The sequence below is a fragment of the Alteromonas sp. LMIT006 genome, from assembly GCF_024300645.1.
Classification (GTDB): domain Bacteria; phylum Pseudomonadota; class Gammaproteobacteria; order Enterobacterales; family Alteromonadaceae; genus Opacimonas; species Opacimonas immobilis.
The window spans coordinates 1,877,364-1,898,381 of the sequence record NZ_CP101291.1 but is presented as its reverse complement, the minus strand read 5'-3'; the positions used below and the strand labels follow the sequence as shown (position 1 = coordinate 1,898,381).

18 protein-coding genes are annotated in these 21,018 nt (G+C 41.8%); 12 read left to right on the top strand and 6 right to left on the bottom strand.

The window, feature by feature from the left end; all coding sequences use genetic code 11:
- The first annotated feature begins 39 nt into the window (after positions 1-39).
- Positions 40-303 (top strand): hypothetical protein, encoded by a 264-nt coding sequence (locus NLG07_RS08875; protein WP_254855105.1) that lies wholly within the window; start codon positions 40-42, stop codon positions 301-303.
- On the opposite strand, the gene NLG07_RS08870 is transcribed toward NLG07_RS08875, so the two are convergent.
- Together NLG07_RS08870 and NLG07_RS08865 are read right to left on the bottom strand one after the other, a co-directional pair.
- Complete coding sequence (locus NLG07_RS08870; RefSeq protein ID WP_254855104.1) at positions 300-1,784, bottom strand: cryptochrome/deoxyribodipyrimidine photo-lyase family protein; 1,485 nt, start codon at positions 1,782-1,784, stop codon at positions 300-302. The genes NLG07_RS08875 and NLG07_RS08870 overlap by 4 nt on opposite strands.
- A complete protein-coding gene (locus NLG07_RS08865) occupies positions 1,756-3,027 on the bottom strand; it encodes a DASH family cryptochrome (RefSeq protein WP_254855103.1) in 1,272 nt (423 codons plus the stop codon). The genes NLG07_RS08870 and NLG07_RS08865 overlap by 29 nt, the downstream gene beginning before the upstream one ends.
- Positions 3,028-3,083: 56 nt before the next feature.
- Here NLG07_RS08865 and NLG07_RS08860 point away from each other — a divergent pair, with 56 nt between their 5' ends.
- From NLG07_RS08860 to NLG07_RS08845, 4 genes are all read left to right on the top strand, one after another.
- Positions 3,084-4,514: a deoxyribodipyrimidine photo-lyase gene (locus NLG07_RS08860; RefSeq protein WP_254855102.1), complete on the top strand. Its 1,431-nt coding sequence runs from the start codon at positions 3,084-3,086 to the stop codon at positions 4,512-4,514.
- Entirely contained in the window at positions 4,514-6,055 is a 1,542-nt protein-coding gene (locus NLG07_RS08855) for a cryptochrome/photolyase family protein (protein ID WP_254855101.1), read from the top strand. Before NLG07_RS08860 ends, NLG07_RS08855 begins: the two co-directional genes overlap by 1 nt.
- Positions 6,042-6,191: a DUF2256 domain-containing protein gene (locus NLG07_RS08850; protein WP_254855100.1), complete on the top strand. Its 150-nt coding sequence runs from the start codon at positions 6,042-6,044 to the stop codon at positions 6,189-6,191. The genes NLG07_RS08855 and NLG07_RS08850 overlap by 14 nt, the downstream gene beginning before the upstream one ends.
- 237 nt (positions 6,192-6,428) lie before the next feature.
- Positions 6,429-7,667, top strand: coding sequence for a tyrosine-type recombinase/integrase (locus NLG07_RS08845; RefSeq protein WP_254855099.1), 1,239 nt, complete (start codon positions 6,429-6,431; stop codon positions 7,665-7,667).
- A 56-nt stretch (positions 7,668-7,723) separates the two neighbouring features.
- Here NLG07_RS08845 and NLG07_RS08840 read toward each other — a convergent pair whose 3' ends face one another.
- Both NLG07_RS08840 and NLG07_RS08835 read right to left on the bottom strand, forming a co-directional pair.
- Positions 7,724-8,182, bottom strand: coding sequence for an N-acetyltransferase (locus NLG07_RS08840; protein ID WP_254855098.1), 459 nt, complete (start codon positions 8,180-8,182; stop codon positions 7,724-7,726).
- Positions 8,179-9,627: a RimK-like ATPgrasp N-terminal domain-containing protein gene (locus NLG07_RS08835; protein WP_254855097.1), complete on the bottom strand. Its 1,449-nt coding sequence runs from the start codon at positions 9,625-9,627 to the stop codon at positions 8,179-8,181. Before NLG07_RS08835 ends, NLG07_RS08840 begins: the two co-directional genes overlap by 4 nt.
- A 150-nt stretch (positions 9,628-9,777) precedes the next feature.
- Between NLG07_RS08835 and NLG07_RS08830 the strand changes: the two genes are divergently transcribed.
- From NLG07_RS08830 to NLG07_RS08800, 7 genes are all read left to right on the top strand, one after another.
- A complete protein-coding gene (locus tag NLG07_RS08830) occupies positions 9,778-10,212 on the top strand; it encodes an SRPBCC family protein (protein ID WP_254855096.1) in 435 nt (144 codons plus the stop codon).
- Between the two features lie 180 nt (positions 10,213-10,392).
- Positions 10,393-12,777 carry a TonB-dependent receptor gene (locus NLG07_RS08825; RefSeq protein ID WP_254855095.1) on the top strand — a complete coding sequence of 795 codons (2,385 nt, stop codon included), beginning with the start codon at positions 10,393-10,395 and terminating at the stop codon, positions 12,775-12,777.
- Positions 12,778-12,806: 29 nt separating this feature from the next.
- On the top strand, positions 12,807-13,832 hold the full coding sequence (locus NLG07_RS08820) for an ABC transporter substrate-binding protein (protein ID WP_254855094.1): 1,026 nt from the start codon (positions 12,807-12,809) through the stop codon (positions 13,830-13,832).
- On the top strand, positions 13,829-14,566 hold the full coding sequence (locus NLG07_RS08815; protein ID WP_254855093.1) for an ABC transporter permease: 738 nt from the start codon (positions 13,829-13,831) through the stop codon (positions 14,564-14,566). Before NLG07_RS08820 ends, NLG07_RS08815 begins: the two co-directional genes overlap by 4 nt.
- Positions 14,556-15,254 (top strand): ABC transporter ATP-binding protein, encoded by a 699-nt coding sequence (locus NLG07_RS08810; RefSeq protein WP_254855092.1) that lies wholly within the window; start codon positions 14,556-14,558, stop codon positions 15,252-15,254. Before NLG07_RS08815 ends, NLG07_RS08810 begins: the two co-directional genes overlap by 11 nt.
- Positions 15,255-15,402: 148 nt before the next feature.
- The gene (locus tag NLG07_RS08805; RefSeq protein ID WP_254855091.1) at positions 15,403-16,521 is read left to right on the top strand and encodes a porin; all 1,119 of its coding nucleotides are present in this window, start codon (positions 15,403-15,405) and stop codon (positions 16,519-16,521) included.
- Between the two features lie 154 nt (positions 16,522-16,675).
- On the top strand, positions 16,676-17,341 hold the full coding sequence (locus NLG07_RS08800; RefSeq protein WP_254855090.1) for a response regulator transcription factor: 666 nt from the start codon (positions 16,676-16,678) through the stop codon (positions 17,339-17,341).
- Here NLG07_RS08800 and NLG07_RS08795 read toward each other — a convergent pair.
- The gene (locus NLG07_RS08795; protein WP_254855089.1) at positions 17,338-19,827 is read right to left on the bottom strand and encodes a PAS domain-containing hybrid sensor histidine kinase/response regulator; all 2,490 of its coding nucleotides are present in this window, start codon (positions 19,825-19,827) and stop codon (positions 17,338-17,340) included. The two genes, NLG07_RS08800 and NLG07_RS08795, sit on opposite strands and share 4 nt — an antisense overlap.
- Positions 19,820-20,968 carry a nitric oxide-sensing protein NosP gene (gene nosP, locus NLG07_RS08790; RefSeq protein ID WP_254855088.1) on the bottom strand — a complete coding sequence of 383 codons (1,149 nt, stop codon included), beginning with the start codon at positions 20,966-20,968 and terminating at the stop codon, positions 19,820-19,822. Before nosP ends, NLG07_RS08795 begins: the two co-directional genes overlap by 8 nt.
- Positions 20,969-21,018 lie beyond the last annotated feature (50 nt).

The following is a 21,018-nucleotide window of genomic DNA, read 5'->3' as shown; positions in this document are numbered from 1 at the left end:
GGGTTTGATTATCCTAGACACTTACATAAGGACCTATCTATGCAACCGACAAAAAGAAAAAAGAATCCTAACGCCAATGCTGAAAAGCAAAAGCGCTTTCGTGAAAAGCAAAAAGCCCTTGGTCGCAAAATGGTACGTGGCTATGTCAGCCCGAAAGCCCTAAAATGTTACTCAGAATTAAATGAAAAAACGGGTTGGTCTGATTCTGAAATCCTGTCAAATGCGTTACGCATAACCTACGCAGCGTACAAAAAAGGTCAGATTCGAGTTCTCAATCAATATCTAGAAGATAATAACCTTTAAGCAAATGTCAGCAGACGGCGAGCTTCAGCTCTTACATCATCACGCTCACGAAACGACCATGCACGCTCTCGTGCGAGTTTGGCTGTGTGATCGACATCAATAATAGGATTTGGATAATCAGGGGCATCGACAACTGGACTGAATAGGTCATAGTTCTGCTCAACACGCCACGGTGTATGAAGTTGTTCTAAAGGCAGTTGTGCAAGCTCTGGACACCATTTTTTTATAAACACACCCTTATCGTCCTTTTCTTCAGATTGTTTGACTGGGTTGTATAAACGTATCGTGTGAATACCGGTCACCCCAGCTTGCATTTGAAATTGGGGGTAATGAATGCCCGGCTCAAAATCCAAAAATTGCTTCGCCAAATGATGTACTCCTAATCGCCAATCTATATTCATATGTAGCGTCAAAAAAGACACCAACATCGCGCGCATTCTAAAATTGATATATCCGGTAGCGATCACTGCTCGCATGTTGGCATCAATAATTGGAATGCCTGTTTTGGCTTCGCGCCATGCATTTAACCTTGTCGCCACTAATTCCTCATTCGATTCATAAGGGTATTGTTCATATGCTCGATTGCGACAGTAAAATTGCATTTGCGGCTCGCACTCGAATTTTTGCAAAAAATGATCATGCCAGTGCAAGCGAGAAATCATCGCATTAAGGGGGCGAGTCCACGTTTTAGCAAGGTTCGATTTTTGCTCTAAGGTATATTGATATACTTGGCGTAAAGACAGGTTGCCCCATGCTAAATAGGGCGAGAGCCGCGAACATGAAAAACGCGCATCGTGTGGGCGAGAGATGTGTTTTTGATAGTTGCGCCCACGCTCAACAAAAAAATCTTGAAACGTACGCCACGCCCAGGCTTCTCCACCACGTTGCATTAATGGATTAGGTTGTTGCCAGGCATCAGGCACATCATCTTGCAAGGGTTGGATTAACTGACTAGGAACAAACGAGATTTTTGATAAATCTGGCGTATCCAATGATGCTTGCATGACTTCATGCCAGTGTGTTTGTGAGACTTCAATCCGCTTTGGGCCACGCTTGACTGTGCTATGCGGGTATTCAACCCAATCGATGTGTTGCTCGCGGCAATAGCGTTGCATGGCCTTATCACGAGTAAACGTGATCTCTAGCCCAATTTCTTGATAAGAAAAAATGCTCTGTATTAAAAAATACTGACCTAACCGATTGAAGGCATTTTGCACATCATCCAGCATGACTAGGATTAATGTATTGTGATCATCAAGTGTTTGCTGCATGGCGCGTAATGACTGATACACAAAGCGCCAATGACGTTCATCGTAATGAGAATCAGCCATAACGCTAGGCTCAAAAACATACAATAATAAAGTAGGTACCCCTGTGGACTCTTGAGCTTTTAAGGGAGTGTGATCACATAACCTTAGATCTCGTTTGTACCAGACAACGTTTACTGAAGGCTTAGGTCCAGTTGCGGATGAAGGTGCCATGTGGATCGTAAATATCAGTTTGCTTTTGTAAATTAAATTGGCGTAACCCGCGAGGATCACTGCCTACGCCAGCTAAATACTGCCAATTCCCCCAATTGGCAGACGGGTCAAAATCCACCAAAATGTGCTCAAAATAGGCTGCCCCATAGCGCCAATCTTGACCTAGTTCATGAATGAAACAACTCGCCACCAGCTGCCTTGCGCGATTTGACGTGAAACCAGTAGAGCGCAACTGATTCATTGCCGCGTTAATGATTGGGTAATGGGTTGTACCATTGATCCACTGGTGTAACACCTTGGTAAGGTGTTTGCCTGTAGGGGCTTTGTCTTGGATCCCTCGATGGAAAAACATTTTTTTACCGTATTTAGCCAACTGCCATTGGAAAAATTCACGCCATAAGATTTCGAACACCAACCAATACGTCGAATCATTTGCATGATGCGATTCTTCAAAGCGTTTGACAGCCCAATATACTTGACGAGGCGATAAACAACCACAGGCCAACCACGCCGATAGCTTGCTAGAGAACTCCCAGCCATCAAGGCCATTGCGCGTTTCTTTGTAAGTTAACAAAGCCTTGGTATCATTCATGTAATAGTGGATTTGCTTAAGCCCTGCAGTGGTGCCACCTTGCAAATGCTGTATGACGGATACTGAAGGAGGATCTGAAAATTCTGGATATCCATCGCCCCAAGTACTTTGACAAATAAGGGGAGGAGGTAAAACAGCTGGAGCGGTTACTGGATGTGAAACTTCTGCAAACTTCTCTACCTTTTTGCGAAAGGGCGTAAAGTGATCTGGCATTTCATTAAGCGTAAACGGCAAGTCAGAAAAGTGGTACAAAGTATGACTGTTGCCCGTAACAAATCCGCAATTGGGTAGGGCGGTTTTCAACGCTTGCCATTGACGTTGCTCATACACACCTGGATAACTGTGCTTTCCAACAACATGAATAGTGTGTTCTGCAACCAACTCCTCAATGATGTTCACGGGGTTACCTACATAAACGTGCAAGGTTTGGCCTAATGCTTCGAGTTGTGCCGTTAAATCGCGCAAAGATTCAGCAATAAAACGCAGCCGATGATCGCCAATTGCGGTAAACCCGTAATGATTGGTGTTAAGCCATTGTTCGTCCAATACATAAATACAATGCAACGCATCCACTCGGGACACAATTTGATTAAACGCGTTGTTATCAGCTAAACGCAAGTCATGCTGAAACCAATATAAACCTTTGGACATGTGGCGACCTCATTATTTTGCATTTTTTACTGAATTTACCGAATTTTGGTTCAACTATGACAGACAGAATTACGATCCATTGGTTTAGAAACGACTTACGCATTGACGACAACCCGGCTTTGACGTCAGCGGCAAAGGCAGGCAGCATATTACCGGTTTATATTTACGATACCTCGGCACCAGAGTTGGCACAATTAGGTGGTGCCAGCAAATGGTGGTTGCACCATTCACTAAAAGCGCTCAATGCATCACTGGATGGTAATTTATTGGTCTTACAAGGTGATCCATTACAAGTATTAACCAAACTTATCGAGCAGAATAACGCCAATGCAGTTGTTTGGAATCGAGGCTATGAGCCATGGCAAATTCAGCGTGATACACAGATCAAACAAACCCTAAAAAAACAAAGCATTGATGTACAAAGTTTCAATGGCCATTTGTTGTGGGAACCCATGAGCGTGGTCAAAAAAGACGGTACTCCCTACAAAGTATTCACGCCGTATTATCGCAAAGGCTGTTTAGCCCAACCCGAGCCACGTTTTCCAGTGGAGGCGCCTTCACTAGAGTATGCTCAATGTAACGGCCACAGTCTTGAAATTGACGACTTAGCACTCTTACCGAGTATTCCTTGGGACACGCACATCAAAGCCATGTGGCAGCCCGGGGCGTCTGGCGCCAAAGATAAGCTCGCTCGCTATATTCAAGAAGCATCGGATAAGTATCAAGATACGCGGAATTTACCAGCGGTTAAAGGCACGTCACTGTTATCACCCTATTTGCACTTTGGTGAGATTTCGGTCAATCAAGTGTGGTATGCGTTAAAAGATGCGTATGCAAACGATCCTGACAATCCACATCTTGATACGTTTTTATCCGAACTGGGCTGGCGTGAATTCAGTCATTACTTGCTGTATCACTGGCCATCCATTCCCACGGATAATTTTAACAACAAATTCGATGCCTTTCCTTGGCGAGATGATACCGATGCACTAAAAGCATGGCAAACAGGGCATACAGGTGTACCTATTGTCGATGCCGGTATGCGTGAATTGTGGCAAACCGGTTACATGCACAACCGAGTGCGCATGATTGTAGGGTCATTTTTGGTTAAAAACTTGCTCCTAGATTGGCGTGAAGGCGAGCGCTGGTTTTGGGACTGCTTGCTCGATGCAGACATGGCTGCAAATAGCGCAAGCTGGCAATGGGTGGCGGGTAGTGGGGCGGATGCGGCGCCGTATTTCAGAGTATTTAATCCAGTGTTACAAGGTGAAAAATTCGATAAGCAAGGCGAATATGTGAAGCGGTACTGCCCTGAACTCAAACGTCTTCCACCAAAATACATACATCAACCCTGGGCAGCACCTGAAGATATTTTGCGTGCCTGTCAAATTACGTTAGGCAAAGAGTATCCCAAACCAATAGTTGACTTAAAACAATCACGTGAACGCGCACTGGATGCGTTTCAACAAATGAAGGCCTTGTCATAATGGGGGCTATACGATTAATTCTAGGCGATCAGCTGACCCAACACATCACCGCTTTAGACGGTATCGACGAGCAAAACGATGTGATATTGCTTGCAGAAGTGCGCAGTGAAGCAACGTACGTCAAACATCATAAGAAAAAAATCGCGTATCTTTTTAGTGCCATGCGACATTTTGCACAAGGTTTACGAGATAAAGGCTACAGAGTTCATTACACTGATTATCTATCTAATGACAATGCCGGTTCATTAGCGGATGAAGTGGCTTTGCGCGTGCAGCAATACCAATGCAACGAAGTCATTTGCACATTCCCTGGTGAATATCGCGTGTTAGCGGATATGCAATCTTGGTCTGAACGTTTGTCTATGCCTGTTGATATTCGCGACGATACTCGCTTTATTGCTTCAGTTGAGGAGTTTGCTCACTGGGCAAAAGGCAAAAAACAATTACGAATGGAGTTCTTTTACCGCGAAATGCGCAAAAAACTCAACTCCTTAATGACGCCAGAAGGTCAACCCGAGGGAGGCAAATGGAATTATGATGCACAAAATCGCAAGGCACTGCCCAAAACACTTAGAGTTCCGCCTCCAACCCAGTTTGCGCCTGATGCGATCACTCAAGACGTATTAAATTTAGTTGAACATGAATTTGCTGATCATTTTGGAAAGTTGGACAGCTTTCATTATGCCGTGACTCGTGAAGACGCTCTGAAAGTGCTTGAGGCCTTTATTCATGAACGCTTAGCACTTTTCGGGGATTATCAAGACGCCATGGCACAAGGCGAACCGTGGATGTTTCACTCACACATTGCCTTGTATTTGAATGCGGGTTTATTAACGGCGGATGAAATTGTGCAAGCGGTGGAAGCGGAATATCACGCAGGTAATGCCCCATTAAACGCCGTTGAAGGGTTCATTCGTCAGGTTATCGGCTGGCGTGAATATGTGCGTGGTTTGTACTGGTTCAAAATGCCAGGCTATGAAAAAGAAAATTTTCTGAATGCCACTCGCGCGTTACCAGATTTTTATTGGACCGCCGATACCAATATGAATTGTTTAAAACAATGCGTGCAGGAGACGGCAGACAATGCGTATGCACATCACATTCAACGCCTTATGGTATTAGGGAATTTCGCGTTAGTCGCCGGTCTCGCGCCAGAAGAAGTCAACAACTGGTATTTGCTTGTTTATGCTGATGCGTATGAATGGGTCGAAATGCCGAATGTGTCTGGCATGGTATTGTTTGCCGACGGGGGAGTATTGGCATCAAAGCCTTATGCGGCCAGCGGGGCGTATATCAACAAAATGTCCAATTATTGCCAAGGCTGTCATTACAACGTCAAAGAAAAAACGGGCGACACCGCCTGTCCATTTAATTATTTGTATTGGGATTTTTTGATCCGCAATCGTGAAACGCTTAAATCTAATCACCGTATGGGCATGATTTATAACACGCTAAACAAAATGGACGAAACCAAGGTGATCCAAATCCAAAATGATGCACAAACGTTTTTAACCAAATTGGATAACCATGAAAAAGTCTAATCTACCGACCAAGATGTGCCCCGTCTGTCAACGGCCCTTTACCTGGCGCAAAAAGTGGGAGCGAGATTGGGAGAACGTAAAATATTGCTCGAAACGGTGCATGGGAAATCGGAACAAAATCGCTAAATCTTCCTAGATTCAGCCAAGATTTTACCCACTCGAGGCTAACTGTTCAAGATTGCTGCGCCTGTAGGGTGAAGACCATTTTTGTTTGCGTCACTTGGTTTGTGGCTTTTATAAGCCTATACCAGGATGGGGGTTTTGTAAGTAATAAATACATCTCACTATGTCTAATACTCTTTAGTATTAGACATAGTGCCCAAGATAGATTATCATGCGTTTATGACCATAATTAAGCAATGCAATACAAATTATGCCTAAGCCTCAACCAACACCTTTATACCCGACATTTTCAGAGCTTCAAGTAATGTCACTTGATGATTATCCAATGCTGAATGATTTTGTCACAAGTGGCCCTGCATGGCGTGTGCAACACTGGCATTGGTGCAAAGATTTTTTGCTCTATATCGGACGCAATAAATCTGAGCATACTTATACGCGTTTTCGTAACGATGTTGAAAAGTTTCTATTGTGGGTATTTTTATATGAGCAACGTCCATTGGACGATTTGCGCAAAGCTGACATACTGCGATATATCGATTTTTGTGTACAACCGCCTTTAGATTGGATAAATACACAGCTCAATGACCGTTTCACACTGCAATCAGGTTATTATCAATCAAATACAGAATGGTCGCCATTTCGCTTGGTTACCCCTAAACACGATAAATCGCGCACACCAGACATCAAACAATATCGTCCATCGCAACAAACGTTAACATCAACATTTGTTGCGTTAAGTGCATTGTATCGGCATCTGATTGACGAAGAGATTTGCTTTGGTAATCCAGTTCCACTGGCAAAACGCGACTGCAAACATTTGATTAAAGACAGTCAGGTAAAAAATATCAGCCGGTTAACCGAACATCAGTGGCAATATTTACTCGATACAGCAGTCGCGTTGGCAGATGATGATGCACTGTATGAGAGACATTTATTTATCATTGCCACGATGAAAACCTTATTTTTACGTTTATCTGAGTTATCAGAACGCAAAGATTGGACACCTTTGATGAGTCATTTTTGGTTAGATGACAGTAATAATTGGTGGTTTAAAGCCTACGGAAAAGGCAAAAAAATACGCGATATCACTGTGCCGCAAAGCTATTTGCCATTTCTTTCTCGCTATCGTGAATGGCGAGGTCTATCACCTTTGCCGTCACGTGGTGAACAAACGCTATTGGTAGAAAAAATTCGCGGTCGAGGCGGTTTGACTGGGCGTCATATTGCCCGTTTAATCCAAGAGATTTTTGATGCTGCGTTCACTCGAATGAAGGCTGAGCAAGGGCTCAATGCAGCACAAAAACTACAAGAAGCCAGCACTCATTATTTGCGTCACACTGGTGCTAGTATGGAAATTGAGCGCGATAGACCACTTAAAGATCTATCTGAGGATTTGGGGCATGCGAGCAGTGCGACAACAGATACGGTTTATGTTCAAGTGGAACGAAAGAAACGTGCATCGTCCGGTAAAGATAGAAAAGTTGAGTGAACTCAATGTGATATACCGAACCCAAGTGACATCAAGTATTGTATCTATAGAAGTCATTAGCAAGAACCACTCAGCTTTTTGCTCATGCGATAGGCATCGGTTCCATCTTGATAATACGATGTGATGTTTTTCGTAATGACAAAACCATAGCGCTTGTAAGCAGCGATCGCTTTTTTATTAGTTACTGCAACCTCTAACGTCACATCCGTATATGACTTTACTTTTTGGAATTGAACGATCACGTAATCTAGAAGGGAATGCCATATCCCCTGCCCTTGAAAATCTGTAGTGATAACAATGCTGTAAAGACGTAATTTTGAGGAGTTCTGCTTTGACAGCATAATGCAGTACCCAATTATCGTTTCGCCAAAAAACGCCCCCCAAATGCGATTGTTTTTTATAAAACGCATAAATTGACGTCGTGAAAGCCGGTCAGTCACAAAATATGTCTTTTCTACATTGCATAAAATGTCTAGCTCACACAAAGTAACTGGTTTAAAAACTAATGTTTTCAATAAGATAAACCTCTAGCCTCAAATCGTCGTAAAAATTCGTTCATGATCAGCATGTACAGCTCATTACCCAAATAAGCATCTTCAACACCGTGATCAATACTGGGGTTATCATTCACTTCAAGCACATACGCTCGTCCATCCGCTTCTTTGATATCGACACCATACAAACCATTGCCAATAATACCGGCGGCCTTTATTGCGGCATTTAAGACTCTTTTGGGTACTTCAAAGGTTCCCATTGCACTAAAGCCACCTTCGGAAAAACGCTTGCTGGAATGATTGTAGATTTGCCAATGACCGCGGGCCATCATATATTTACAAGCATAAATTGCTCGGCCATTTAACACCCCAATGCGCCAATCAAAATCAGTTTTTAGATACTCTTGCACAATCACCAATGCCGATTCAGCAAATAATTCCGTTAACTTCAGCTGTAATTCAAAACGATCCTTTGCTTTGTACACGCCTTTAGAAAACGCACTCTCTGGTAACTTCAACACAACCGGATAACCTAACTCATTCTCAATATCTTCGATCACATGCGTTTGATTATCAGCAATGATAAATGTTTTTAAACTAGGTATATTTTGGTAAGTAAATGCGTCGTGTAAAAACACTTTGTTGCAACAACGCAATATTGAAGTGGGATCGTCCATGACAATCAAGTCACTTGCTTCTGCAGCAATCGCCAATTCATAAGTGTGATGGTTTATCGCAGTGGTTTCTCGGATAAACAACCCATCGTACACCTCTATATCAAGCAGACGTGCCGCATCGACAATGTCCACATCTATTCCAAGTAAATGACCTGCACGTTTAAATCGCTTTAAAGCCCCTTGATTTGAAGGGGCATGAGGTTCTTCTGGATTGGCTAAAATGGCTAATTTCCATCGATATTTTTTGGTGCGTACTGGCTTAAACCATTGTTGTTGACTCGCTTGAGATAAAATCACGCTGTGCGCAAATTCCTTTTGCGCATCATCTAAAAAGGAATATTGTGCATGTACAATTCGACACATCAAAATATCGTCGTCTTCAGTAATATCACACACTATTATGGGCAGTTGAAATTGTACATAGATTTTGTCAGCGAACACTTTAGGAATATCTTTGGAAACGCCAAGCACAATGAGATGTTGCTGAGCATCTGGTAAATCTAGACCTCGGCATTTTTCTTTTCTAATATACATCACATCTTTTGCGTGTTTACGAAATTCATTGAGTTTTTTGACACTTGGTATTACCTGATGCTGTCTAGCTTCTGCCAGCAGTGAACAGTAATAACCACTACTCAAATATCGCGAATAGTCACACAAGTTTAGGACGCGAACTTTTTTGTCTGTTTTTTTGGGGTATTGTGCTAAATAATTACTAAGAGATAATGATTCCACATCCATTGTGGGTAATGTAGTTGTTTCTTCTACGACGATTATTGTCCGTGCCATGTAAGTGCCGAGATGATGTCAATAGTGCGCAATTTATGTGGAGCTATCAATCTTTGCAACAAATATAAATGTACTATAAACAATGATTTAGACTTTTCTCTAAACTTATATCGTCTCTTTACGTAAAAAAAAGAATTAAAGGAGCCTCATATGTTTTCTATTCATGTTGAACACACGATTGCTAAACCCATTAATGATGTGTTTCAAATACTGAGCGATCACCAAAACTATGATCAGTTTAAAGTATGTGATGAATCTTCTCTGTTACTACAAGGTAAATCTAAACCAAATGGGGACGGCGCTTTACGCTCAATTCGTCTTGGCAAAATCGTGTTTGAAGAAACCATCTTTGACTACCAGCCTCCGTATCAATTCCAATACAAAATTGTCAAATCAAAACCGTTTAAAGTGGATCATTATTTAGGAGAACTTAAATTAAATGAGGTACACGGAGGAACCCATGTGGTGTGGCGTTCAAAAGGAGCTGTACCAAATTTATGGTTCGGTTGGTTAGCTGAAATATTCATTAATAAGCAAGGGCCAAAAGGATTTATGTCCATACTTAGGCAAATTGAACGAATGTAACGGTAAATTAGTATTTTACCGATAAGTCTTTGGTGGTGGGAATTTTTCCCAAAATATCGCAAAATATTGTTTTTATTGAATTTATTAACTCTTGTATGCCATTTTGGCAATTTGCTTTACCCGTATAAATCCGTATGTTGCAAAGTATAAATCAAAAACAGCAACAAATCGGAAAACATTATGAAACGTTCATACCTAGCAGCCATCATTACGGCTGCCTTAGCACAAGCAGCAATCGCAGATGACTCAATCGAAAAGATTGAAGTCAAAGGTCACAATCCATTGTCTACTGAACTACTAGACCAAGATGTCATTCTTGGGCAAAGACAATCATTGACCAGTGAAGATTTAGGATTAAGCCCACAACGCTCACTGACCGACATCATGCGTCAACAATTTACGAGTGTGAATTTGAATGATGTTCAAAACAACCCTTTTCAGCCCGATGTACAATATCGTGGTTTCACCGCGTCCCCATTATTAGGTTTACCACAAGGGCTTTCTTTATACCTAAACGGTGTGCGTTTTAATGAACCCTTCGGTGATACCGTTAATTGGGACCTTGTTCCATTGGATGCCCTAGATAATGTTCAGCTTTTCTCAGGCTCAAACCCTGTATTCGGACAAAATACGCTTGGGGGCGCTCTAAGCCTTAACACTAAGACGGGATTTAGTCATACCACTACAAACGTGTCATTAACTGGTGGGCAATATGGCTCTAAAGAACTGTCGGTACAAACCGGTCTCAATAATGGTACGTGGGCTGGTTATGTCATGGCCAGTAAATATGAAGAAGATGGTTGGCGCCGTTTTTCTCCTTCAGAAGTTCAACAACTTTTTACGAGTGTCAGTTATCGTAATGATTCGGGACAAGTAGACATCAATTATTTGACGACAGACAATACGCTGGTCGGTAATGGTGCTATTCCCCTTGAAATTTTAGAATACGAAGGACGTGATACCGTATTTACAAGCCCTGACCAAACCAGTAATGAATTGGATTTTGTATCCGTTGTCACGCATTTCGAATTGACTGAAGATCTTGAGTTTCATGGTAATTTCTTCATTCGTGAAAACACGACTTCATCCATCAATGGCGATGACTCAGACTATGGTGCGTGCCAGTTTGCCGATGGCCGCATTACCTTGTGTGAACTAGAAGATGATGACGATGATGAACATGTAATTGAAGATGTTATTGATGACGATGATGATTTACCACTGGTAGACGGAGTCGAAGTGGAAGCAGTCGATTTTATTGGTTATGAAGACTTAGCGTTATCTGAAATTACATCACTAGATCCATCCGTCTTAGATGGCACTTACAATACTGGTCGTGCTGAAAACCAATCTTGGGGCTTTACCGCACAATTTACCTATAACCACGAATTAATGGGTATGCCAAGTGTGACAATCGTTGGTGCAAGTCAACAACGTGGTGATATTCACTACCGCGCTGATACGCAATTTGGAATCTTGGATAATGATGATGCACAAGGCACCCGCAGTGTTCAATCAACTGAACTCATGGATGAAGAAGCGCGCGTGCGCTTAGATGTGGATACTAACCATCGCTCACTATACGTAAGTAATACCACTCAAATAAACTCAAAACTCAAACTCAATATTGCCGGTCGTTTTAATCATGACCATATTTTGATGGAAGATTTGATTGATGACGGTGAAGGATCACTAGACGGAGATCACACCTTTGCTCAGTTTAACCCAGCGATAGGAATGTCTTATCAAGTCAATGATGACACTGTCATGAACTTAAGCTGGGCTCAATCTTCACGTGTACCAAGCCCTGCGGAATTGAGCTGTGCAGATGAAGACGATCCATGTCGCTTACCGAATGGTTTCGTTGCCGATCCTCCACTAGACCAAGTGGTAACCCGAACTATTGAGTTTAATGTAAATACACATATTGCCAATACTGAAGTGGATGCTACCTTGTATCATTCAGACAGTATCGATGACATCATTTTCCAACAAGCTGGCAGTGTTGCATCACGTGGCTATTTTATCAATATTGATAAAACCAGTCGTCAAGGCCTTGAATTTGCTTTAACCCAGCGTTATGAGAAGGCAAAATTAACCTTGGCATACAATTATCTTAACGCGACATTTGAATCGCCTTTTACGTCTTTTGGTCCACAAAATCCACAAGGAGCTAACCGCCTGGTACAGCCAGGTGATACCATTCCTGGCCAACCAAAGCATCAAGTGAAAGTGCTTGGACAATATGATATCAACCAAGATATGCGCTTAGGTGGTGAATGGCTTCTTGCATCTGAACAGTATTATCGTGGTGATGAAGCAAACGAAAATCCTACTATTGCAGGATATGGTATTGTTAATCTTTATGCTAATTATAACGTCAATGATCACTTAGTTCTTTCGGTACGAGCCAATAACGTCTTGGATAAAGAGTATTTTACTTTCGGGACGTATGGTGAAGCAGATGAAGTACTTGAAGATATATATCCTGATATTGAATCACCAAATTTCGTTGGTCCAGCGCACCCTCGCATGATCAGTGTACAAGTTGATTATCAATTTTAAAGGATTGCAATAACAATAGAGAGAAAGCAATGCGTTACATTTTGGTTCTGATATATTTATTAGTGTGCAGTTTTGTCAAAGCTGAGTCATTACCAGAAATCAAGGTGGGCGTATTGCAGTACGGTACGATCAATTGGGAATTATCGCATATTAAGTCTCAACAACTTGATATACAAAATGGTTTTCAATTGGTCGTCGTGCCCATGGCAAACAAAAATGCTGCCGCCATTGCTTTACAAAGTAATACGGTAGACGTCATTATGTCGGACGTATTTTGGGTAGCAAGACAACGACATCTTGGCAAAGATTATCAAATCTTACCGATGCACAAAATCAGTGGTGGAGTGTATGGTAAACCTGACTCACCATTTTCAATAAAAGCACTATCACAATACTCTCTTGGGGTTGCAGGCGGCGCAACCGACAAAAATTTTGTGATCCTACAAAGCTATGCGGCTATGCAACATACGCCAATCACCACAAACAATGTAAAATTTGGCGCCCCACCCTTATTACACAGAATGTTTACTTCGGGTCAGTTGGATTTGATGCTAAATTTCTGGCACTACAACGCGCGCGCAAGCGCTTCTGGTTTTGTCAATCTTTTACCCGTCAGTGAGATGCTGGCATACCTCAATATCGACACCGAAGTGCCTTTGATGGGTTGGGTAGCCAGTGAAGATTGGATGACTCAAAATAAAACAGTATTTCAGTCATTTGTGACACAATCTTGGCGTGCCAAGCAGCGTTTTATCACAAAACCAGTCTTGTGGGAATCTGTCAGAGCGTTGACTAAAGCTGAAAATGACGATGTTTTTCACGCGCTGCGAGATGCTTATCCAGCAACGATTTTAACGGATTTCACCCCCGTGCAAGCGAATGCGTTTGAACAACTGTTCAAGATCGTAGTTGATGCTGAACAAACTGCGCTTCTAGGCGATATGAAGCAGCTACCAGATAGAGTTTTTTGGCAAGGGTCTTATCCTTTGTGGCAAACATGGCAACAACAATCTGCAAATATCACATCCCCTTCCACTGACGGACAGGCAAGATGACCCAACCTGTGTTGCGTTGGGGGAGTCTATTCACATTACTCATCATTTGGCAATTAAGTGTGATGTGGTTCAGTCCCCAAGACTTGCCAAGCCCTACTGCAGTAATGCAAAGTCTTGTGTGGCACATAGCTCAAGGTACATTACTGAATGATTTATGGGTCACTGTGACACGTGTCATGATCAGTTTTGTCTGCGCGCTGGTGTTAGGCTGTATCGTTGGGATCATGATGGGTGCAAACCGAAAGCTTAACCTCATTGGCGATGGATTATTACTCATATTATTGAATATACCCGCACTGGTCACCATAATTTTAGCTTACATTTGGTTCGGTTTGGTTGAAGCCGCCGCCATTTTGGCCGTTGTGATCAATAAATTTCCAGTGGTCGTCATTACGATGCGAGAAGGTGCGCGTAATATTGATGAAGGCTTGTTAGATGTGGGACGCGTGTTTAGGATCCCCAAACGCACTTTATTTTTGCAAGTTTATTTGCCTCAGCTGTATCCCTATATTATGACGTCTGCTCGTAATGGCTTATCTTTGATATGGAAAATTGTCCTAGTCGTTGAATTACTTGGACGCAGTGATGGAATAGGTTTTGCGCTGCATAGTTTTTTTCAGTTTTTTGATATTGCGAGTATTCTGGCGTATACCTGTGCGTTCGTCATGGTCATATTTGTATTAGAAGCGATTGTATTTAGACCTCTTGATAAGGTGATTGCGCGTGGTCGATAAGCTCAATATTCCAGAATACTCTTATGCTGATGCACTTGTCATTCAAGCCATGCAATGGTCGATGGATGTCCAAAAAATAGCGATTGTGGGTCCGTCAGGCTGTGGTAAAACCACCTTATTGCATCTGCTGGCTGGGCTGTTATCCGATGTCCCTTCGCCACTTATCTCGACCAGCTCAATCAGTATGATGTTTCAAGAACCACGTTTAATGCCTTGGTTAACCGTCGCGCAAAATTTGCAATTGGTGAAACCTAATCTGACGGAACTCGATATCAAAAACATTCTGGACAGCATCGGGTTGAGTAAAAGCCAACACCATTACCCCAAACAACTCTCTGGCGGGATGCAAAGACGGGTTGCCTTGGCTCGTGCATTTTGTATTCAGCCCGATATTCTGTTACTCGATGAACCCTTTATTTCTCTAGATGCTCCGACGGCAAACGAATGTCGCAACACGTTACAACGCTTACAGCAAGCTTATGGAACACAATTCATATTGGTTACGCATGACTTACATGAAGCCATCGAGCTTGCAGATAAAGTCATTTTTTTGAGTAAAAGACCCGCAAAAGAGATATTAACGCTCAACGTAATCGACGAAAGAAGACTCAGTAATACTACTCAGAATATGGTCGATGAACTTTTGCTTCGTCACCCCAACTTGTTGTCTGGCGAGTTAAGTAAATAACGACACTTATCTTACTCCTCCTACTAAAGCACTAGTCACAAAGTGTATGTCTAAATGATGTTTTAATTCAGCAACTTGCCTTATTCAGATATTTTTGTACTGATGTATTGTGTATAAGGTACACACAAACAACAAATAGGAACACAACATGAAACACTCTATCAAAGCCAGTTTGTTAGCATCAGCAGTTGCCCTTGCTTCTTTTGGCTCAAATGCAGCGGTTGAGCTGTATAACGAAGATGGCATGACGTTTAGCGCTGATGGTTTAGTTAACGTATTTTATACTAATACTGAAGTTGAAGCCGCAGATGGTACTTCAACCGATCAAAGTCGTGTCAAGATGGGTTTTTTACCTAACATCATTGGTTTTAATTTCTCAAAACAAGTTGGCGATGTAAAAGTAGAAACGCGTCAGTCATTTTGGGTGTCGATCAATGACTCTGATTTAGTACGTCGCGGCCAAGACGCAGGAACATCTTCATTGATTGATGTACGTCAATTTTACGCCAAAGTATCTGGTGACTGGGGTTCAGTATTATTAGGTAAAGACTTCGGTTTATTCAATCGCTCAAACATCTTAGGCGATGAGTTGCTGCTAGGTTACGGCCACACCTTATTTGGTTTACAAGATGGCGGTAACGTATCGTTTGGTAATATCTCAACTGGTTATACCTACCCGTTCCCTAAGTCACAGATCACTTATACTACTCCGTCGTCGAACGGGTTGGTTGCATCGATCGGTATTATGGATCCAAATAAAGCTGAAGCGAATTCAGAAGAAGACATGCCGCGCATTGAATTTGAAGTGAAATACACGGGTGAAAGTGTTTCAGCATGGTTGAACGGTATGACCCAAGAATCTGAAGGCGCAAACGTAAATGCTGACTCACAAGGTCTTGGCTACGGTGTGAACTTCAAAGCCAATGGTTTCTCATTTACGGCTTCGGGTTACTCTTCGGAAGGCGTTGGTAACACTGTCGGTCTAGACCAAAGTGTCTCTCCAGATACAATGGAACAAGACGGTTATCTAGTACAAGCAAGTTACACGTCTGGTGCAAACCGTTTTGTTATCTCAAATGGTGAAAGCACGTACAAAAATACTACTGCAAATACCGAAGGTGATATCTCAAATACCACGGTTGCTATTTTCCACACACTTAGCTCTGGCGTCATCTTAGTCGGTGAATACACTAAATCAGAAGATGATGTAGTACTAGCTGGTAATGAAAATACTGGTTTTGCAATCGGTGCAGTCGTTACTTTCTAAGTAAACACAAATTCGTTGTGATGTGATTGCGCTTTTTCAGTTCGCTGATTAAGCGCTTTTTTATTTATTAGGCTTTCGTCCAATCAACTTTAAATCGATTTTAATATGGAGTACTATCAAAGCATAAGGAATGCTTCAATAAGGTAAAATAACAATGTATAAATTACTTGTGGTTGATGACCACCCGATTTTTCGTCAAGCCATTGCGGGGATCATCGAGAATGAATTTAAAGGGAGCACCATATTCCAGTCCGAAAGCATTCAAGAAGCGCATCAAATTATTCAAGAACAAGGTGATTTAGATCTTGTTTTATTAGATCTGAATATGCCCAGCACATCGGGATTAAGTGGACTGTTAGAACTGCGCAACGAATATCCGACTATACCCGTTGTGATTATTTCAGCAGAAAACGATAAACAACAAATCCTGCAAACGATCTCTTATGGTGCAGTTGGTTTTATCTCAAAATCCTCACCTGTTGAGCAAATTACTGAATCTTTAACATCGATTTTTGCTGGTAATGTGTGTTTACCATCTGACATTATTCGCACCGCATCAGACAAACCAGCGACCAAGAGCAATAAAGAATTTGAAATTTTGCCTGAGAAAATGCAGCTTCTAACCCGTAAAGAATTAATTGTTTTAAAATACCTCACTCAAGGTGAAGCCAATAAATACATTGCGTATGAAATGAATATTTCAGAAACAACAGTAAAGTCGCACGTTTCGTCGATACTCAAGAAATTAGGCGCAACCAATCGAGTCAAAGTTGTTGTCGGTGCGGCGAACATTGACTTTGATCAGTATTTGAAACGTTAGTTTAGTTTGAGTAGGTGTTGCAAAGACATCTTAAGTTTTAGGGGTTTAACCGGTTTATTCAACAAGGTTATGTGTTGCTGCTTGGTCAAAGTCTGCAGTTCAGGGCTATAATTAGCGGTGATCATAATAGTTGGTACACGCTCCCCTCTCTCTCGATTAACCACCCTACTCACATCAAACCCATTTTCATCGTTTAGGTGATAATCTACAATTAACAAGTCACATCTATCGTTACGCACATCGCAAGTAGCGGATAACTCTGTTAACGATTCAGCGGTCATAACGGTAAACCCCCAGTTCGATAACAAGCTCTGCATACCTAAACAAATCGCTTGATCGTTATCAACCACCCAGATTGTGATGTTATTGTGCGCTGTATCAGCGTGAAAATCCATTACTGGTTGTGGTTTTTCTACCAGTGATGTTTGTGGATAGGCAACCGGAACTTTGACCGAAAAACACGAGCCACGACCGAGTGTTGAACGGACATTAATTTCGTGGTCGAGTACCTTTGCCATTTTATCCACAATCGCCAGTCCTAAACCAAGACTTTGATGCGCTCTGGGAGAGGCTTTTAAGCGCTTAAATTCTTTGAAAATAATGCCCAAATCGTCTTTGGCAATGCCATCTCCATTATCCCAGACTTCGATATTGATAAAATCTCCCTGACGACGACAACCCAATAAGACTTTGCCGTTCGGTGAGTGTCGCAATGCATTGCTCAAATAATTACGTAATATTCGGGCTAATAAGACACTATCGGAGTTCACATAGACATTACATGGAACGGATGTGAATGATACATTGTGTTTTACTGAAATTCGTTTGTAATCCGAGCTAATGTTAGACAGTAATTTATCGACTGGGAAAATGGTCTTGTCTGCTTTCACCACCCCCGCATCGAGTTTTGAAATATCCACTAAGGACACAATTAAGTTCTCCAAATCAAATAATGAATTTTGCATGGAGTTCAGTAATTCAGGGTTATTTGGATGCGAGTCGGTTTGCCCGATTAAAGCATTGACGAAAAGTTGCGCTGCATTAAGTGGTTGCAATAAATCGTGACTGACCGCAGCTAAAAACTTTGACTTGGATTCATTCGCTTCACGTAATTCATAAGTACGCTGTTCGACTCGGTCTTCTAACTCGTCATACGCAATTTGCAATGCTTGGGCTGCATTTATACGCTCAGTGATATCGGTAGTCAACACAAAGAAGCCATCAACTTTTTGACTTGCATTAAAATTCGGCACATACGATTTAAGTAAATAAATTTCATTGCCGTATTCATCGGTTTCACGACTTTCAAAACTCACCGTTTCTCCGTCTAATGCACGATTAATGAAAGGTTCTAATAGACCATAGTTAGGCAACTGTACCGTTTCATTGAGTTGTGTATTAACTAAGATACGCGAATCTTTACCATACCAGGATTGATATTTTTTATTCACAAAACGGAAAGTTCGATCTTTATCGATATAGGCAATCATCGCCGGAATATTATCGGTGATGGTACGCAACCATTTTTCGTTTTCTTTTAACGTTTCAGCGTATAAATAGCTTTCTGTAATATCTGAATAGGTTAAGATGGATTTTGCATTTTCTAATTTTACACGCTTAATATGAAAGACCGACTCATCTTCCAAGATTTGTACAGTTTCGTTTTGTTCGGTTTCAACCAAAAGTTCCACATTGGATTTAAGATTAAGGGTATGAATGTTTTTGGCGCGAATTAATGTGTGTTTGGTTAAGCCACTGTAGCGCAAAAACGCATCGTTCCAGACTTCAGGCCGGCCGTGCTCATTCAGTAATAACACCCCTTGTACAAGATTATTTAATAGATTTTGCAACAGCTCATTTTTGGCTTGAATCGCTTTTTCATAACGTTGTGTTTCGGCATGTTTCAGAGCAGTGATATCAGTAAATAACAAAACAATACCACCATCGTTGGTCGGCCTCTCGGTCAATTGGAACCAGCGCTGATTGGACATGTAATACACTGTAGTATTGTTTTTACCTGGGATGACATTAAGGATCACGCCTTGCTTTTTGGCGTTGGATTTGAGCTGATAGTAGTTATCCCCTACTTTTGGCCTTATTGGTGTTTCATACCAAAACGACTCGAACATGGAATTTTGAAAATTAATATTGCCATTACCATCAAGCAAGACAAACGCCTCATTAATGCTTTCAATCGCGTCGTGAAAACGCTGTTTGAGCAGGTTCGCCTCATTATTAGCGACACTTAACCTTTGGTTGGCAAGATGGAGTTGCTCTAGAGCTGAATTGAGCTCTTTGGTTTTTAAATTAACATGTAAAGCAAGTTGCACTGAATGTTCAAATACCGAATAGGCTGCATTGAGATTTCCTCCGCCTTCTTCAACGCGATACATCAGTGCTTTGTTGATCGTTTGCAATTTGTGGTTTTCAGCTTGGAGGGCGGCGATTTGTTCACGCAACTCGGCATTACTGTCCATATCAGCCATGGGTTTCCTCACTCAGGTAAACACCTGTAAATGTCTGGTTTAGGTGAATGCCTTTGATGTGTTCGCCATACGCATTAAAGCCCACAATATTGTATTGCTGATGCAGCTCCTTTGTTTCATTACACAAGCCTTTGTGTTCAACTTCGACACGGCGTAAAAAACAATCCATACCAAGTACCATGGCAGGCTTACCCAATTCTGACTGTAACTCTGACAGCTTATCGTGGAGGGCATCATTAATTGACCGCAATGACACTTTGTTTAATACGATCCCGATATCGACCGCACAATAGAACGACAAGCTGTGAAACGCATCAGTTGCCCGTTGAATTGAACGAATGAAGTATTCATTGCCCACTTTTACTGCTAATGGATATAGTGCAAAATCATCCGGTTCAAGCGTTTCAACGGTTTTACCAACCAAATCGGCATAAACTTGAGCAGCTGGCTCTGCATTGATCTCAAATACCTGACGTGTAGCAGGGTCGGCATCAGTCACGACTAATTTACCCAGTGACTCTGCAATGTGATTGACGGTAAATACACTGAATTTTAATGTTGAATGGACATTGATTATGACGGCAGCGGAGTCATGGAATTTACCATCGTATAACACGTAGGTATTATTGAGCATTTGGTCATCGCCAGCAGAGCCACCAAAGTGAGGGATACCAGACATCGCTGAATCGATGTTTAACAAAAACTCCTCTTCTTTTGACGACAGTCCATCCACTAGTGATAATACAAAATTGTTTGGTACAAAACCATCTTCTTGACCCACCACAAGCCGAGCATTCAAGTCATTCATGAGCTCTTTTGCGGAAATAACATCGAACTCTTTTAAATTTGTGACCAACGCGCTAGAAAAAATAAAATACTCAGAAGAAAAACTGACCGCCACTATGGTTTCACGTTTGTATCCGTCTTTGGCAAATTCTCCCGCAGTCGTACAACCAAAACACGGAGTATCAGGAAATTGTTGTTGTAACTTTGCTGCGAGTTGGGATAAGTCATACTGAGACGAACAAAATATTAAAATAAAAGCAGAATGAAAATCGCTAACGTTGAGTTGCCCTGAGAGTTCGGCACATGCCACAGTCACATCTAAGGAAGCAGAAGTAGCAGTGAGAGTATGGTTCATAATAATAGCCTTGCACATATAAAGACTATTATTCCTTAATAGCCCTTTTT